This is a genomic window from Acidobacteriota bacterium (assembly GCA_026393755.1).
Taxonomy (GTDB): Bacteria; Acidobacteriota; Vicinamibacteria; order Vicinamibacterales; family JAKQTR01; genus JBAXOX01.
Window position 1 is genome coordinate 157,288 of record JAPKZO010000006.1, and the last position, 17,600, is coordinate 174,887.

The 17,600-nt window shown below is 66.5% G+C and carries 13 protein-coding genes; 8 read left to right on the forward strand and 5 right to left on the reverse strand.

Annotated elements, in window-relative coordinates; all coding sequences use genetic code 11:
* The first annotated feature begins 169 nt into the window (after nt 1-169).
* The 7 genes from NTV05_03070 to NTV05_03100 all read left to right on the forward strand — a co-directional run bounded on the left by NTV05_03070 (nt 170) and on the right by NTV05_03100 (nt 10,825).
* Entirely contained in the window at nt 170-2,314 is a 2,145-nt protein-coding gene (locus NTV05_03070; protein MCX6543378.1) for an acyl-CoA/acyl-ACP dehydrogenase, read from the forward strand.
* 14 nt (nt 2,315-2,328) lie between these two features.
* Nucleotides 2,329-4,191, forward strand: a complete 1,863-nt coding sequence (locus tag NTV05_03075; GenBank protein MCX6543379.1) for a 4Fe-4S ferredoxin — start codon at nt 2,329-2,331, stop codon at nt 4,189-4,191.
* A 54-nt stretch (nt 4,192-4,245) separates the two neighbouring features.
* Nucleotides 4,246-5,058, forward strand: a complete 813-nt coding sequence (locus NTV05_03080; protein MCX6543380.1) for an electron transfer flavoprotein subunit beta — start codon at nt 4,246-4,248, stop codon at nt 5,056-5,058.
* Nucleotides 5,058-6,095 (forward strand): electron transfer flavoprotein subunit alpha, encoded by a 1,038-nt coding sequence (locus NTV05_03085; GenBank protein ID MCX6543381.1) that lies wholly within the window; start codon nt 5,058-5,060, stop codon nt 6,093-6,095. Before NTV05_03080 ends, NTV05_03085 begins: the two co-directional genes overlap by 1 nt.
* 203 nt (nt 6,096-6,298) lie before the next feature.
* Nucleotides 6,299-7,474 carry a saccharopine dehydrogenase NADP-binding domain-containing protein gene (locus NTV05_03090; protein ID MCX6543382.1) on the forward strand — a complete coding sequence of 392 codons (1,176 nt, stop codon included), beginning with the start codon at nt 6,299-6,301 and terminating at the stop codon, nt 7,472-7,474.
* Nucleotides 7,475-7,620: 146 nt separating this feature from the next.
* Nucleotides 7,621-10,194: a PAS domain S-box protein gene (locus NTV05_03095; GenBank protein MCX6543383.1), complete on the forward strand. Its 2,574-nt coding sequence runs from the start codon at nt 7,621-7,623 to the stop codon at nt 10,192-10,194.
* Nucleotides 10,195-10,249: 55 nt separating this feature from the next.
* Nucleotides 10,250-10,825, forward strand: a complete 576-nt coding sequence (locus NTV05_03100; GenBank protein ID MCX6543384.1) for a DNA-3-methyladenine glycosylase I — start codon at nt 10,250-10,252, stop codon at nt 10,823-10,825.
* A gap of 68 nt (nt 10,826-10,893) precedes the next feature.
* Here NTV05_03100 and pgsW read toward each other — a convergent pair whose 3' ends face one another.
* Genes pgsW through NTV05_03120 form a run of 4 tightly spaced genes read right to left on the reverse strand, consistent with a single transcriptional unit; the run spans nt 10,894 to nt 14,348 of the window.
* Nucleotides 10,894-11,871 (reverse strand): poly-gamma-glutamate system protein, encoded by a 978-nt coding sequence (gene pgsW, locus NTV05_03105; GenBank protein ID MCX6543385.1) that lies wholly within the window; start codon nt 11,869-11,871, stop codon nt 10,894-10,896.
* Between the two features lie 28 nt (nt 11,872-11,899).
* On the reverse strand, nt 11,900-12,343 hold the full coding sequence (pgsC, locus tag NTV05_03110; GenBank protein MCX6543386.1) for a poly-gamma-glutamate biosynthesis protein PgsC: 444 nt from the start codon (nt 12,341-12,343) through the stop codon (nt 11,900-11,902).
* Between the two features lie 3 nt (nt 12,344-12,346).
* Nucleotides 12,347-13,489: a poly-gamma-glutamate synthase PgsB gene (pgsB, locus tag NTV05_03115; GenBank protein ID MCX6543387.1), complete on the reverse strand. Its 1,143-nt coding sequence runs from the start codon at nt 13,487-13,489 to the stop codon at nt 12,347-12,349.
* A gap of 49 nt (nt 13,490-13,538) precedes the next feature.
* Entirely contained in the window at nt 13,539-14,348 is an 810-nt protein-coding gene (locus NTV05_03120) for an SDR family oxidoreductase (protein ID MCX6543388.1), read from the reverse strand.
* 113 nt (nt 14,349-14,461) lie between these two features.
* Between NTV05_03120 and typA the strand changes: the two genes are divergently transcribed.
* Nucleotides 14,462-16,300, forward strand: coding sequence for a translational GTPase TypA (gene typA / locus NTV05_03125; protein MCX6543389.1), 1,839 nt, complete (start codon nt 14,462-14,464; stop codon nt 16,298-16,300).
* On the opposite strand, the gene NTV05_03130 is transcribed toward typA, so the two are convergent.
* The gene (locus tag NTV05_03130; protein ID MCX6543390.1) at nt 16,290-17,489 is read right to left on the reverse strand and encodes a hypothetical protein; all 1,200 of its coding nucleotides are present in this window, start codon (nt 17,487-17,489) and stop codon (nt 16,290-16,292) included. The two genes, typA and NTV05_03130, sit on opposite strands and share 11 nt — an antisense overlap.
* Nucleotides 17,490-17,600: the final 111 nt, after the last annotated feature.

The window sequence follows — 17,600 nt, forward strand, 5'->3', positions numbered from 1 at the left end:
ACGTTACACCCATTGATCAATCCCTGCCAACCGAAGTACTTTAATGGGGACGGCTTCAAGACCTGCGTGAGCGGTGTGCATTGGGCCCGCAAGCACGGGTCTTGAGACCGGTTGCCTGCGTGTCTCCGCCGTTCGGCCGCCTGCGCTCTTCATCGGAAGGACTCTACTTATGCTTCGCACGTTGCCCGACGACGATGTTCGGGCCATTTTATGGCGGTATGCCGATCGATACGACCTGCAGATGCTGGTGCAGTCGGCGCGGGGTGTGGCCCGCGGCCCCGTGGCCAGGCTGGTGGCCGCCGGGGGGCGTAATTCGCACGAATGGACGCCCGAGAAGGACGAACTGCTCAAGGCGTGCGACGAAGCGGGATTGAGCGCGGTCGGTCTCGACGTCGAACACGGCGGGTTCATCGAAGGCCCGAAGAACCTTGCGCTCGCCATTGTCGCGTTTGAACTGGCCTGGGTCGATGCCGGGGCTGCGACGTCCAATCTCGCCAACTTCCTGGCGCTGGGGCCCATCCACGAGCGCGGCACGGAACAGCAGCGCGCGTTCTACATGTCCGCTGCGGCGCCAGTGCCGGGCGGAGAGCGCGAGCCCTGGCGCGGCGCGTTCGCGTTGACCGAGCCGATTCCGTACGTCGGCGTCGAGACGGGACTGCTCGGCGGGAAGGCGCGCGTGGCCGTCTGGGAGGAGGGCCAGGAGCCGATCCTCCAGATCGACAAGCGAGGCAGGTTCATCACGGGCATGGGATTCGCCGATTTCGTTTCGGCCGCGGTGGATTCGGCCGACGAGCGAATCAAAGGCAGCTGCATGGTGATCCTGGAGAAGACCGATCCCGGGATCTTCGACCGCGGCGTCCCCGCGCGCAAACTCGTGCATCAGCTTTCGTCGACACGCGATCCCGTTTTCAGTCTTCGCGTTCCGGCCAGCAGAATTGTCGGCGGCTACACCGTCATCAATGGCGTCATCATTCCGAACTTCTCGCACGGCGAAGTGATCGAAGCCGTGTTCCGGCGCACGCGCGTGACCGTCGGGCTGATGACCGCGGCCAAGCTGCTGTCGGCCATCGAGCCGGTGATCCGCTATCATCGCGGCCGGTTCCGCGGCGGCGAGGGCATAGTGCCCGGGTCGCCGCGCTACGAATTCGGGCTTCAGCAGAAGGAGGACGTGCTCCATCGCCTCGTGGACATCTGGGCGACCGGCGAGGCGGCGGCGGCGCTTGGTTTCGAAGCGGCGCGCGTATTCGACGAGCTCGATCCGATCGAACGCCAGAAGGATGCCTTCTTCGCCGAACGAGGCATCGACCGCGGCCGCGCTCAGATGAAGGCGCTCGCGAAGATCTCGAAGGACGCGCTCGAGTACCTCGCCCAATCCCATCGCCGGCCCGACCAGCGCAACACCGAGCGGTACGACGCACTCGCCGCCGATCCGATGGTGCGTTTCGTGCTGCTGGATGCCGTGGCCAACGTGATTTGTCCGGCCGTCAAGCTGTGGAATACCGGCCACGGCGCCAACGTGATGCGCGAGGCCGTCAGCCTGGTCGGCGGGTACGGCATCACGGAAGATTGCCCGGGATTCCTGGGTTACAAGTGGATGGACTCGCAGCTCGAAGCCACGTACGAGGGGCCTGAGGCCGTGCAGCGTCGCCAGCTCTCGATCACGATGACCAACGAGCTGTTCCTGGCCCAATTCGGACACTGGACGACCGAGATGCGGCAGGTCGCATCAGAGCATCCGGGCACCGGTGCCTGCACGCTGGCCACCGCGATGCAATTGTGGCTCTGGACGCTCGTGACGTTCCCCCTGGCCGATGCCCTGGCCTGGCTGTTGGCGACGCGTCAGCAGGTACTCGATGTCCTCAACCTGATGACGCGGGGCTGGGAGAACCCGGTGGTGGCGGAGCAACTGCCCACGCTGGCGCCATTCCTGATGGATCTCTGTCACGTGCAGACGGCGCGGGCCGCCGGCGAGGTCGGCCGCATCTCGGCCGAGCTCATCTTCGGCTATCGTCGCCAACCGGCGCCGGACGGACACGGGCTATCCGCGTGCGACCCGGCCGACGGATTCAAGTCGTCCGAGGACGTCATCACCGGGATCGCGGCGACGGCCCATATCGACGGCCACGTCATCGAGGCCGATGGGTCGCATCCGGTGAAAGCCGGCCCGTGTGCCGGCACCGAAGGGCTGGAGCCGTTCTTGCGGATGCGGACGAAGCTGGACAGCTGCCTGGCTGGCGCGCGGCTCGCGAAGGATCGCGCCGCCGAAGGGCTGATGCGCGTGATGATTCCGGAGGCGCTGGGGTACCCGCTGTAGATTGCTTCTTGCCTATGTCCGACTCCGAAGATCCCACCCCGCGCCAGTCGATGGACGTGGATATCGTCTGCGTCGGGTTCGGCCCCGCGGCAGCCGGGTTCCTCAGCACGCTGTCGCGAGCGATCGTCAGAGAGGACGGCACGACGGCCATCGAGAGCCGCGTCGCCCCCGGAATGCCGCTGCAGGTTACGTGTTTTGAGCGTGCCGACGATCTTGGCACGGCAGTGTCTGGCGTCGTGACCCGCGCACGCGCGATCCGGGAAACATTTCCGGACTTCGATCCCGCGCAGGTCCCGATGGCGGCGGCCGTCCGCCACGAGCGTGTAGCCTACCTGCTCGATCCGATTGGCGCCAGCCGCCGGTCGCTCGCCCTGCAGGTTGGTGATCGCGTCATTCGCGGGCTGAGCGCCGTGTTGCCCTATCGTCATCACGCACTCGAACTGCCGTACATCCCCGATTTCCTTCGGAAAGATGACGGACTCATCCTGTCGCTCGGTCAGTTCATGCAGTGGGTCGGAGGCCAGGTGATGGGGTCGGGTACCATCCAGTTGTGGCCGGGCACGCCAGTCGCCGAGGCGCTCATCGAAGGCGACGCGGTCGCTGGAGTGCGCCTGGTCGATCAGGGGACGACCCGTACCGGCGAGCCCGATGCAGGGTACATGCCGGGCATGGACGTTCGCGCCGCGCTCACCGTGGTCGCCGACGGCCCGGTCGGCCCGGTCGGGCGGCAGCTTGACGATCACTTCGGCCTTCCGCCCGGTCACCACGTGCGCGATTGGGCCCTCGGCATGAAGATGGTCGTGGACCTGCGCGAGGACTCAGGACTCGAACCTGGGACGGTCGTGCATACCTTCGGCTATCCGGAGCCAGAGATCTTCGGATTCCTGTACGTCAACGACGCGCGCACCGCGTCGCTGGGCATCTTTGTCCCGTCCTGGTTCGACAGCCCGGTCCGAACGGCTTATCGCTACCTGCAACACTGGATGATGCACCCATACTTGTGGCGGCATCTGCAAGGCGGCCGGATGCGATCGTGGGGAGCCAAGTCGCTGCAGGAATCGGGCAAACGCGGAGAGCCGTACCTGGCGGGCAATGGCTACGCACGGATCGGCGAAGGCTCGGGCAGCACGAACGTCCTGACCGGATCGGGCGTCGACGAGGCCTGGATGACCGGCGCGCTGCTCGCCCACGCCGTCACCGACCTGCTGGCTGCCGGCAAGCCGTTCACGCGAGAGGCGCTCGACGAGGCGTACGTCGCGAGGCGCCGCCGCAGCTGGGTCGAGCACGAAGGGGTGGTGGCCGAGCGGGCTCGTGACGGATTCCACATCGGCGTAGTGACCGGACTTGTCGGCATGGCGCTCTCCGGGCTCTCCGGCGGCAGACTGTTCGTGCCGGTCGAGCCGAAGCGGCCGCACGAACGCGTGCGCACGCTCATGCAGTACTTCGGCCATCGCATCCCGGCCGCCGAGATCGATCGGATCACGCGCGAGTGCGCGCAGTCGGGCCAGCCGCTGCACATGGCGATGTTGGATCGCGCGGGCTGGCCCGCCATCCCGTACGACGGCGCGTTGCTGGTCTCCCATCAGGACGCACTGCTGGTCGGCGGCAAGGTGCAGGCGGCTGCCGGGTACGCCGACCATGTGGTCTTCCACGATCCCGCCCTCTGCAGGGACTGCCAGACAAAGCTCTGCATCGAGATCTGTTCGGGGCAGGCGCTGATGCCGGGCTCCGGCAACGTGCCGGCGTTCGATCGGGAGAAGTGCATTCACTGCGGCGCGTGCTACTGGAGCTGCACCCGGCCGCTTCCTGGGAATCCGGATCGGCCCAATCTCCAGTTCCGCGCCGGCTCAGGTGGGCTGCATTCGACGGAGAATTGAGAAGCGGTTCGTAGGGGCGCGATTCATCGCGCCCGTGTGCAAGGAGAATACGTCGTGAGCCATCCGTTTCACATCGTCGTGTGCGGCAGCGTCGCACCCGACCCGCTGCAGACGCTCGAGCCGGTGATCCTTCCAGGCGGCCCCGGGCTGAAGAACGAAATGCTGCTGCCCAACGTACTCGATCCGTGGGCCGCGCACGCGCTGTACGAGGCGGCCAATCTCGCAAAGAGCGCGCCCGGCAGCAGGGTCTGGCTTGTCAGCCTCGGGCCGAAGGCCAAACTGCAACAGGTGATGATGACGATCGCCCAGAAGGTGCCGTTCGAACTGGTAGCGCTCGACGGTCCGGCGGGCGGATTCGTGGATGCGCACGCGACGGCCGCGGTGCTGGCCGACGCCATCAACGGAATCGCGGGCCTCGACAAGACCAGGCTGCTGGTGTTCGGGGGATGGGAATCGGCGACCCGGTGCTCCGGTGTCACGATGCAGCTGGTCGGCGAGCGGCTCGGCATTTTCGATCAATTCCAGGGAGTCGATCGGCTGACGGTGGAAGACGACGGGTCGCTGCGGGTGCTCGAGCGAATCGAGGGAGGCCGTCACCAGGTGTCGAGCGTGCAGGGTCCGCCCGCGGTGATCGGGTGGGCGACCGGCCATCTCGCCGAGCCCCCGAACAACCCGCAGGTGGGGATGGCCAACATGCGGGGCGTCATGCCGGCGCTCCAGAAGGCCAAGGCCACGCCTGTGGCCGGAGGCGGCCTGAGCTTCGTGCGTGTCGAGCAGCCAAAACAGTTGCGCGACACGCGCATCGTCAAAGACGTGTCGCCAGACGAGATTGCGCGCGAGATCGTCGCGTGGGTGCGGGGGGCGTAATGGAAACGATTCTGGTACTGCTGCACAACGACGCGGACGGCGCGCTGCCGAAAGCGGCACTCGAGGCCGTCGCGGTGGGCGCGCGCATCAGCGGCGAACTTGGCGCTGCAGGGTTCACCGTCGGCCTCATCGGTCATGGGTTGCAGCCATCGATTGACCGCCTGGCCACGTGCGGGGCGGAGAAGTTCGTGGCCGCCGACGCGCCGGAATTCGGACAGTCGCGTTACGCGACCGACGCGGCCGCCGCCGAAGCGGTCGCCCGTCACGTGGGAGCCAGCGTCATCGTTGCCCCCATGACGTCGCGGTTTGCGCGTGTGCTGCCGGGGGTGGCGCACCGTCTGGGTGGCCGCGTCGACACGCACGCGACCGGATTGGGCGTCGCCGATGGCGCGCTTGGGGCGACGCGGTGGTTCTACCGGCAGCGCATGGAGGGCACGCTGCGGCGCACCGAGCGCCCATGGATGGTGCTGATCGATCCGGGCGCGTGCCCCGCGTGGTCAGGGGCTGCGGGCCACGCCTCGGCCGAAGCCATCACCGTCCCGCCCGATCCGTCGCTGGCGCGGACGACCGTCACCGGCATCGCCGCACCGGCGGCGGAACAGCAGACGATCCGACCGGATGCGGACTTGCTGTTTGTGGCCGGCGCTGGCTGGACCAAGAAGCAGGCTGATGGGCTGCCGCACCCGGCCGACGCTGAGGCCTACATCCTGGATTTCCTCAAGAAGAGCCGTGCCTCGCTCGGCGGCAGCAAGTCGCTCGTCGACCTGAGCGGGGAAGGGCAGCTCATCCTGCGCTTCATGACGCACCTCAACCAGATTGGCCAGACCGGTGCGAGCCCCCGCCATCCGAAAGGGCTCGCCACGTGCTGTCACGGCGAAGAGCCACACGTGGTAGGCTGGAGGTTCGTCACCGAGCGTCGGGCTGTCAATCTCGATCCGAACTGCGGATGGGGGCGCGGCAAGGCCGACGTGCTGTATGTCGCCGACGCGTTTGCGGTGATGAAGAAGGTCAACGAACTGCTCGCCGATCAACTATAGCTGCTCCAGAGAGTCCAGATGTCAGAGGCCAGGTTCATCTACACGTGGACGCCGAGCCGCCTGTGCGCGCTCAGCGCCGGCCTCTGACGACACCTCCCCACGGACGTGTGATCGCGGCCCCCGGGTTTCCGCCCCCCCGGGGCGCGACCGCGTTGAGCGGTCTCGCCCCGACGTCCTGAGATCATTTCCACGCAGGAGGAATCATGTCTTACGCATACGCAGTTATCGGTGCGGGCCGGCAGGGTGTCGCCGCGGCCTACGACCTCGGAAAGTTCGGAGACGCGTCGCGCGTGCTGCTGGTCGATGCCAACCTGGAGATCGCGACCGCGGCCGCTGCAACGGTCAATCGTCTGCTCGATCGTTCGATCGCGCAGGCCGCACAGTGTGACGCCACGAATCTGGCGATGCTTCGATCAGTGCTGCACGGCACTGATGCGATCCTGAGCGCGGCTCACTACAACCTCAACCTCGGCCTCACCGAACTGGCTGTGTCGATCAAGGCGCATCTATGCGATCTCGGCGGCCACACTGGCGTGGTGCGCCAGCAGCACGCCTTCGACGGCGAGGCAAAACGGGCGGGCATCACCGTCGCGCCCGACTGCGGGATGGGGCCCGGCCTCAACGTGTCACTCGCGGCCTACGTGATGGAGAAGCTCGATCGTCCCCGCGAGGTGCTGATCTGGGATGGAGGGCTCCCGCAGGATCCGCAGCCGCCGTGGAACTATGTCTGCACGTTCGCGATGAGCGGCCTCACGAATGAATACGCCGGGTCGGCCTACTTTCTTCGCCATGGCGAGGTGACCGAAGTGCCGTGCCTGACCGACCGCGAGGAACTGGAGTTTGCGCCACCGGTCGGACGACTTGAAGCCTTCGTCACGTCGGGCGGGCTGTCCACCGCGCCGTGGACCTGGAAAGGCACGCTCGACCGGCTCGAGAACAAGACCATGCGGTACGTGGGCCACTGCGCGCTCTTGAGGGCCTATGACCAACTGGGCCTCTTCAGCCTCAATCCGATCGAGGCCGGCGGCGTGACCGTCGTGCCCCGGGAAGTTCTGCACGCCCTGCTGGAGCCGCGCATTGGCGCGCGTGGCGCGGCCGTTCGCGATATCTGCGTGATGCGGGTCACCGGGCGCGGCGATCTCGCCGGTCAGCCCTCCGAGGTCACCGTGGAGTTGATCGATCGCTACGACGAAGCGACCGGCTTCACCGCCATGCAGCGGCTGACCGGCTGGCACGCCGCGATCGTCCTCGGCCTGGCGGTACGAGGTCAGCTCACGCCTGGCGTCCGATCCGTGGAAAGTATTCCGGGCTCGCTCATCGTCTCGGAGGGACGGAGGCGCGGCTGGGTGTTCAACGAATCGATCCGCCCGGCTATGTAGGGGAAATATAGCGGAATCGGCTTGCGTTAGAGGGTCACGGGTCCCATACTCTGGCATACGGGTCGGCGATTTCTCTAAAGTCGTGGGCGTCCTGTGTCGGCGCGACTCAGGGCGACAGCGGGAGCGCGTGCGTCCAGACACTTAGCATGACCGACTCCGAGCCTCCATCGCGGTCAGCCGATTCGGCAGCCAGGCGCCGGTACCGGCGGATCGTGTTCCTCGCCGTGGGGCTGACGCTCGCCTACCTGTGCGGCTCGGCCTGGATGACGTGGGTCTCTTACCGCGATTTTGAGGCGTCCCTGTCGCCGGCGTCCCGCCTGGCGGAGGCGAGCGCGCTGATCGGCGAACTCGACGAGGCGCTGACCATGTCGGCGCGCCTGGCAGCGGCGACGGGCGAGGAGCAGTGGGAGACACGCTACCGTCAGACGGAACCGAAACTGGACGCGGCGCTCCAGCAGGTTCGGCGGGAGGCGCCCGACCTGTTCGCACATGAGGCGGCTCGGCAGACGGATGCCGCCAATCGCGTCCTGGTCGCGCTGGAATACCAGGCGCTCGATCTGGTGCATCGAGGTCAACGAGTCGAAGCCTCCGCACTCCTGGCGTCTCCGGCCTACGAGGTCGCGAAGCAGTCCTACGCCAGCGGTCTGCAGCGGCTCCGCTCCACGCTGAGCGCCAGATACGACGCGCACCTTGCCGCGCAGCGCCGGCACGTGTCGGCTTCGTTGATTGCCGCCGCGGTCGCGTTGCCGGCGCTGGTGATGATCTGGGTCGGCGCGCTGCGCGCCGAGCGCAGACACGCTGGCGCGAGGCTCGATGCCGAGCGCGATCTGCGCGCCAGTGAAGCCCGCTACCGCGACCTGTTCCAGTCGAACCCGCACCCGATGTGGGTCTACGACGTCGAGACGCTGCAGTTCCTCGCCGTCAACGAGGCTGCCGTCGCGCACTACAGCTACACGGAAGACGAATTTCTGTCGATGACCATCGCGGATATCCGTCCGACGGAGGACGTGCCGCGGCTGCAAGAGAGGGTGGATCATCTGGCGGGGCAGTCGGGCCTGGGCACCTCAGGGACGTGGTTGCATCGCAAGCGCGACGGCACGATCATCGATGTCGAGATTACGTCCCACAATGTGAACTTTCTCGGCCGCCGGGCGAGGCTGGTGCTGGCCAACGACGTCACCGACCGCAAACGGGCGGAAGCGGAACTGCGGTTGCAGAGCGCGGCCCTGAACGCGGCGGCCAACGCCATCGTCATCACCGACCGCGATGGCGCCATTCGCTGGATCAACCCCGCGTTTACGGCCCTCACTGGCTACGGGGCGGACGAAGCGCTCGGCAGGAATCCCCGGGATCTGGTCAAGTCCGGCGTCCACGACCGGGCGTTCTACACCCGCCTCTGGGAGACGATTCTCTGCGGCCAAGTCTGGTGCGGTGAGATGACGAACCGCCGCAAGGACGGGAGCCAGTACGTCGAAAAGCAGAGCATCACACCCGTCAAGGACGTCTCCGGCCAGATCACGCACTTCGTTGCCATCAAGCGGGATCTCACCGACGAGAAACAGCTGCAGGCCCAGTTCCTGCAGGCCCAGAAGATGGAGACGGTTGGACGGCTCGCCGGCGGCATCGCCCACGACTTCAACAACCTGCTGACCGTCATCAACGGCACGGCGGATCTGGCCTCGGCGGATCTCGCCAAGGACCATCCGCTCCGCGCGGACCTGCAGGACATTCACGAAGCCGGAGAACGAGCGGCCGCGCTCACCCGACAACTGCTCGCGTTCAGCCGCAAGCAGATCATGAACCCGATCGTGCTCGATCTGCGTTCGGTCATGGCCGACATGCGGAGCATGCTCCAGCGCCTGATCGGCGAACACATCAAGCTGGTGGTGAAGTCGGCGACGGGTGTCGGCTTCGTCAAGGCCGATCCGGGGCAGATCCAGCAAGTGGTCCTGAACCTGGCCGTCAATGCCCGTGACGCCATGCCCGATGGCGGCACGCTGACGATCGACACGCGAGACGTCGAGATCGACGCGTCCAACGGGGCGGTTTACCCATTGCTGCGACCCGGTCCACACGTGATGGTGACGGTCAGCGACACGGGCGCGGGAATGGACGCGGCCACCCGCGCGCACATATTCGAGCCGTTCTTCACGACGAAGCCGTCAGGGAAGGGGACCGGGATTGGACTGGCCACCGTGTACGGCATCATCAAGCAGAGCGGCGGCAGCGTCGATGTGGAGAGCGAACCGGGCAACGGGACAACATTCACGATCTACCTGCCACGTGTGGACAACCGGATATCGCTGGAGGAGCCGGTTTCCGCTCGTGCCCTCGTCACCGGTACCGAGACCATCCTCATCGTCGAGGACGAGGAGGCGCTCGCCGGCGTGGCCCGGCGGATGCTGCAGTCGGCCGGCTACCAGGTGCTCATAGCTGGCAACGGCGAGGAAGCCCTGAGGGTGCTGGCGCAATGCGACGGCTCCGTGCACCTGGTGTTGACAGACGTCGTCATGCCGGGCATCAGCGGCCCGGACCTGGTGGCACGGATTCTGGTCACCCACCCGAAGATGAAGGTGCTCTACACGTCCGGCTATACCGACGATGCGATTCTGCGCCATGGCGTGCTGGACCGCGTGGCCCACTTCGTTGGCAAGCCGTATTCGGTTGAGGAGCTGCCGCGCAAGGTGCGCGAAGTGCTCGATCGACATGACACCACATGACCACGGGGCAGGACCACAACCGGGTCGCCCGTGTGACGTGCCGCCCGGCGGCGCGATGACCGCCCAGAATCGCTGTCCGTGGGCTGGTACCGATCCGCTCTACGTTCAGTATCACGATCACGAGTGGGGCGTGCCCCTGCACGACGAGCACCGCCTGTTCGAAATGCTCGTGCTCGAGGGCGCGCAGGCCGGGCTGAGCTGGATCACCGTGTTGCGAAAGCGCGATCACTACCGGGAGGCCTTCGACGGATTTGATCCGGTCAGAGTCGCTCGATACAGCAAGACTCGTGTCGAACGGCTGCTTCGCAACCCTGGCATCATCCGCAACCGGCTCAAAGTGGAATCGGCGGTTTCCAATGCGCGCGCGTTTCTGGCGGTGCAGGACGCGTTCGGCAGCTTCGACGAGTACATCTGGCGACGGGTTGACGGACGGCCGATGGTCAACGCGTGGACGTCGACGCGGCAGATTCCCGCACGCACGCCGGAATCGGATGCGATGAGCCGGGACCTGCGGCAGCGCGGCTTCAGGTTTGTAGGTCCGACGATCTGTTATGCCCACATGCAGGCCACCGGGATGGTGAACGACCACCTGGTCTCCTGTTTTCGCTATGTCGCCTGTAGTGGAGAATAGCCCGAGCTGCGCCGGTCCAGGCCGCGGCACCCGCGTTGGGGTGCCAAGCCCGGGTGATGAACTTCGAGTCAGGTCACGATCCCCCATCGCACGGCGAGATCGCGGATGTTCAGCAGGTGAAGCACGCTGACCCCGCGTCTGGCCATCTGCGCCATGACTCCGGCGTCGGGTCCGTCGTCGAACGACTCGCGCCCAAGCCATCCGCTCTTGAGCTTGAGCACCGTCATCGAACGGCCGATGCTGGCCTGTGATCCGCCGATGTTGATGTAGACCGCGATGGGCCGGCGGCCGGCGGCGCGGTCGAACAACTCGAGCCGCAACGCCACCGCCTGCGAGTAGTGTGACGGTCGCAGCCTGACGGCCTGAAGCGCCGCCGCGGCGCGGTCAGCGATCTGGTCGGCGAGCATCCGTCGGTCGGGTTCCAGGTCAGCCGCGCGGTCGTCCTCACCCCCGGTCGAGACCCCGATCGACACCGCCTCGATGAAACCGGCACCGACGAGGCGCGCCTCCATCTCCGGCCACGTGAAGCCCGGTTGGTTGGCGCCCCAGGTTGAACTGGTGACAGAGGACGCCGCAACCAGTCGCGCGCCCAGGGCGCGACATGCGCACGTGACGGCGAGGTTCAGCCCAGGAAACGATCCCGAAAACGACGCGGCGACGATCGACCCACGGGTGACGCCGGCTCCCGCCAGTTGAGCCACCAGCACGCGAGCCCAGGCCGGCGACGTCGACACCTGCTTCGATTCCAGGCTCCCAAGCGTCGTGACCAGCGGCGTCATTTCGGCGCCCACCAGTCCCGATGGATCATCAGCCCCGCTCTCATCGAGTGGGATGCCGGCCCCTTCCTTTGCGCTTCGGATGAGTCGCGACGCCTGTCTCATCATGGACTCGGCCTGATCGGCGAGTCGGGCATCGGCCACGGGATGGCGGGGGGAGGCCAGCGCCGGCCAGCGCGGTTGCGGCAGGAGGCCGGATGCCACACCCAGCAGCGCAGCCGTCAGCGTCACTCCCAGCGTCACGGGCAACCACGCCGGCAGTCGAATCATCTCTCGTCGCATCGATCGGCGTTGCTTGTCATCCCATCCAGCCGGCAGCGAGGCCCATCAGCAACCGGACGATCACGGTGATGACGAGTGTCATCCCGACGGTCGACCAGAGCCCTTGCGACAGCGCGCTGTTGGCGATCAGCCCGGGCACCAGATAACCGACGACGCGGAGGTCGGCGGGCAGAGGTCCGGCGGAACCGATCCACGCGGTGGCCAGGCCGTGGAACACGAACCCGGTGAGCACCGTGACGCCGAATCGCCGCCGGCCGTACAGGATGACCAGCCGCATCCATCCGTAACGCACCACTCCCCAGGTGACCGCGGCGACCGCGAGCGTCGACGCGATGCGCGCGGGCTCGTTGAGGTGCAGCGCGAGGTAGCCCGGCACGATCAACCCACCCGACGCGAGGCCGAACAGCTCCGTGCAGATCAGGTTGATGGCGATGCCCAGCGCCAGGGCCAGTTCGACCATGCCTCAAGCCTCCCCAACTGTTGCGCGGAATCGATCGATGTCAAATCCTCTGGTGTTGCCGCAACAGACAACCGCCGACGCCGCCGGAAGAGTGACCAGCATGCGGCGGACAGTTTCGGCCAGCCGGCGGGTTGGAATGATCGAGGCGCGCCGCGATCCGAGGCCCCGCTTCACGCGCCGCCATGTCTGCCAGTCCGGGCGATCGCCTGTCAGCAGCACCACGTCCTCCGGATGGCGCCAGGGGACCGCATCGGCGAATTGCCGCAGCCGAAACGGACGGTCGGCTCGGTGCTGGAACACGAAGAGATGAGGGGTCGTACGCCGCCCAAGGATGGCGTCGAGCGAATCGGGGTCGTTGGCCGCCGTCGCATCAACGACGGTCCTGTCGCGTGTCCCGACGTGCACCAGCGCGGTCGTCACTGCTCCCGGATCGGGGCGGGCCCGTTTCATCCCGCGCAGCGCCACCTCGTCGCTGATGCCGAGCTCGCGCGTCACGGCGATTGCGGTTGACACATTTGCGCGCATCCAGCCGGGTTCAGCCGACGAGTCCGGCTGGGGGACGCTCTGCCACGCTCGCACCACGCGGGCGCCGTTGCTGGCGGCGATCCGTTCGAGGATGTCCGCGCCGGCCGGGTCCCCAATCACGAGCACCCCGCGGCGGGGGACGGTGCCGCCGAGCGCGGACGCGACGTCCTCGATCGTTGTGCCCATCACGTTGCCGTGATCGTGACGGACGTTGGTGATCACCCCAATCGAGGAACGGACCATCTCGTGCTCGGAGACGCGTTGGAGCTCCGGGTCGATCGCCATGCACTCGACCGCAACGGCCTGGGCCCCGATTCTCGAGGCGCGCCGCAGCACCCAGAGTTGCTCGCGAATGCTGGGCGGTGACCGGCGCTCGATGGGTTCTTCGGTCCCGTCGGGGAGGATGAGCCGCGCCTCGGTCCCCGTGGTCTTGGCCAGCGTCGCGATGCCGGCCTCCCGCAGGGCAGCTGCCACAAGGCGCGTCACGGCGGACTTACCGCGTGTGCCGTTGACGTGAATCCTGAGAGGCACCCGCGTGTGGGCGCGATCCCGTCGCCAGCGCTCGACGGCGCCGAGCACCAACAGCGACGTCAGCAGCGCCGCCGCCCAGATCGTCACCATCGGTACCAGAATCCTGGACGCACGGCGTGGCCAGCCCGAGCGTTCATCGTCACGTCCGTCTGAACTTCCTGGCCACGCGTTTGAGCACACGCATGGTGATCCACCGCGGCATGATGCGCGTGATGACCGCGATCGACCGGTTCACGCGGCCGGTGATGCAGACGATGTCGCCGCGCATGACTGCGGCATATCCCTGTCGCGCCACCGTATCGGCGTCCATCCACATGAAGGCGGGAAGCTGGCTGACCTGCGGGCGCATGCCGTTGACGTCGTGGAACTCGCTGTAGGTGAATCCCGGGCACAGCGCCGTCACGTGCACGTCGTAGCGGATCGCTTCGAGCGCCAGCGACTGCGAGAACGCGATCAGCATCGCTTTCGATGCGGCGTAGAGCGTGTGGCCGGCCGAAGCCGGCACCAGGCCCGCGAGCGAAGCCACGTTGATGATGCGTCCGTACCGTCTGGCCATCATGCCGGGCAGAAAGCGGTGCGTCAGGTCGGCGACGGCCGTTACCATGACCTGCAGAAAATCGCGATGCTGGTCCCAGGTGGAGTCGAGAAAGCTGCCGGCCAGCCCGTAGCCGGCGTTGTTCACGAGTATATCGATCGTGATGCCGGCGTTGGCGATCTCTCGTTCGATGGCCGCCGGCGCCGACGGGTCGGCGAGATCAGCCGCCACGACGTGCACACGCCTCCCGTACTTGGCGGAGATGGTTCCGGCAAGCTCAGCGAGCCGGTCGCCTCGGCGGGCGGTCAGCACCAGATCACAGCCATGTTCCGCAAACACGTGGGCAAAGGCCATCCCGATGCCGGCCGATGCGCCGGTGATCAGGGCGGTCCGCCGGACCGGAGAATCATCCATCCCCTCAGTATACAGACGGGGTCGGGCCGATTTTCACGTTCTGCCACACAAGAGGAGTCAATGGATGAACGTGAAAATAGGTCCGACCCCATTTCGCGGCGTATACTGGAGAGATGCCCAATCCCGAAACAGCGCGTCCGACGGTCGCCAATCCCAGCCGGCGCAACGTCGCCATCATCGCGCACGTCGATCACGGCAAGACCACGCTGGTGGACGCGCTGCTGTTCCAGAGCGGAACGTTCCGCGCCAACGAGCGCGTGGCTGAACGTGCGATGGACAACACCGACATCGAGCGCGAGCGCGGGATTACGATCCTCGCCAAGAACACCGCGCTCCACTACGCCGACATTCTGGTGAACATCGTCGACACGCCGGGTCACGCCGATTTCGGGGGGGAGGTCGAGCGGACGCTTTCGATGGTGGACGGCGTGCTCCTGCTCGTCGATGCGTCGGAAGGGCCGTTGCCGCAGACGCGGTACGTGCTGCGCAAGGCGCTCGAGCGGCGGCTGACGCCCATCGTCGTCATCAACAAGATCGATCGTCAGGACGCGCGCTCTCAGGAAGTGCTGAACGAGGTCTACGACCTGTTCATCGATCTGGATGCGACCGAGGCGCAGCTGGACTTTCCCGTCTTGTACACGAACGCCAGAACCGGCACCGCGACGGCCGACATCGCAACACCCGGCACCGACCTCCGGCCGCTGTTCGACGCCATCGTGGCGCACGTGCCGCCGCCGGTCGGCGACGCGGACGCGCCGCTGCAGCTGTTTGTCGCCAATCTCGATGCCAGCGATTACATCGGCCGCATTGCCATCGGGCGGATCTTCAACGGTCGCGTGACGATCGGCGACACCGTGGCGGTCAGCAAGTTGAACGGCGTCCTGCAACTGACGAAGGTGACCAAGCTGTACGCCTTCGACGGACTGAAACGCGTCGAGATCCAGACAGCCGCCGCCGGCGACATCGTCTGTCTTGCGGGCATCGCCGACATCACCATCGGCGAGACCATCACCGATGCGGAGCGGCCCGACCCGCTTCCGCCGCTGGCGATCGACGAACCGACGGTCTCGATGGTCTTCGGCGTCAATACGTCGCCGATGGCCGGACGCGACGGGCAGTTCGTCACGTCGCGCCAGGTCCGTGATCGTCTGAACAAGGAACTGCTGGGCAACGTGTCGATCCGCGTCGAGGATGCCGAATCGCCGGAGCAGGCGAAAGTCATCGGGCGCGGTGAACTGCAGTTGTCGATTCTGATTGAGATGATGCGGCGCGAAGGCTACGAGTTGCAGGTGTCGCGCCCGGAGATCGTGACCAAGGAAGAGAACGGCAAGGTCGTCGAGCCGGTCGAAGACCTCATCATCGACGTGCCGGAAGAGTACCAGGGCGTGGTCATTGCCCAACTCGGCGGCCGCCGAGGCACGATGACCAGGATGGTGAATCACGGGAGCGGCCGCGTCCGCATGGACTTCGAGATTCCCACCCGCGGCCTGATTGGATTCCGCTCGCAGTTCATGACCGATACGCGCGGCACGGGCATCCTGAACCACCTGTTCCACGGCTGGCGGCCGTGGTATGGCCCCATCCCTGCGCGGCAGACCGGCGCGCTGGTGTCCGATCGGGCCGGCCAGGCCACCTCCTACGCCATCTACAATCTGCAGCAACGCGGCGAGATCTTCATCGAGCCGGCGACCCCGGTCTACGAAGGCATGGTGATCGGCGAAAACGCCCGCTCCAACGATCTCGACGTCAATGTCACCAAAGAAAAGAAGCAGACCAACATGCGGGCGTCAACCGCGGACGAGGCCATCCGGCTGGTGCCGCCCCGCGTCCTCGGCCTGGAGCAGGCCATCGAGTTCATCAACGACGACGAACTGGTTGAAGTGACGCCGAAGTCCATCCGCGTGCGCAAGCGGATCCTGGCGGCCAACATGCGTCCCAAGATCAGGTCTTGACGACCAGGAACGGGCCAACGGAGCTCGCGAAGAGAATCGACAGCCAGGGAATCCACCACAGCTGGTAGTTTCCATGGTCGACCGGGCCAAGCAGCGTGGTCCCCATCGTGACGACGACGATGAGCAGGGCTCGCCCGCGAAGATCCGGCTTCGCCCCCCACCTGACCAACGCGACCGAGCTGAACAACGCGGCCAGTCCGACCGTGGCGGCCGTCCGCCACCAGTTCGGATGTTCGAAGAGCCAGCTGGTGGAATCCGCCGGACGCGAGAGGTTGAAGAGCAGCACATTACTGATCAGATCGCCGGGCGCCCACAGCAGGTACGCCAGCGACGGCAGACAGCCGCAGATGAACCCCGACCAGTAGCGGCGTCCCGGGCCCGGGCGCCAGGGAGGCGCGGCCGGGGCGATGATTGCCGCAACCGCCGCCGCCGGGACGAGTTTGGCGGACAACGACAGGCCGACCAGCAACCCCGCCAGCCAGGCTCGCCGGTCCGTCACAAGAAATGCCACAAGGAGCGGCACGACGGCCGCGTAGTCGGTCACGCCGGGAGTGAACATCTGCCGTGGCACCAGTGACAGCCACAGATAGAGGATCAGGCCGAACGACGCCGCCAGCGAACCTGCCAGGATGCGAGCCGCCGCGAAGATCAGGACGGCCGTCGCAATGTGCAGGCAGGCGTTGATGACAATCACCCCCCGCGCGCTGTCCAGCAACGCCGCGGGCGCGAACGCCACCGCCATCATCGGCAGGTACTTGAAACCGTCGTAGTTCCTGCCCTGTTCGGCGCTCTCCGCGCGCGGATCCACCGGAGTCGAATACGGATTGCGGCCGGACGCCATCACCCGCGCGGCGGCCATGGTCGTCAGCGGAATGTCATTCAAGTGCGGGGCTTTGAACCGCGTGACGCCGAGTTCCACCTGGGTTCGCAGCGCGGGCAGACACGCGGCGCCCACGAGGATCGCCGCAACGAGGCCGATCGCCGGTCGGGTCGATCCTGTTCGCCGGCGTGTGCGTCCCGCGATCGCGGCAAAGGTCATCGTGAGGACCAGGAGCGCCACGGTCACGAGCGCGCGACGGTCGCCGGCGCCCCAGCTGGCATCCTCGATGACGGAGATGAGGAACCAGGTTCCAACGAGCATCGCGATCGCGAACACCCAGGAGGCGACTCTGACGGCACGCCTCGCCACAACAGCTTGTCCAACTCCTGGTCCCATCGGCGGCCATTGTGTGGTGAACGTCCCCGCCCTTGTCAAGCCGCACCGACAGCAAGCTATACTCTGTAAGCTTCGCGACAGCTC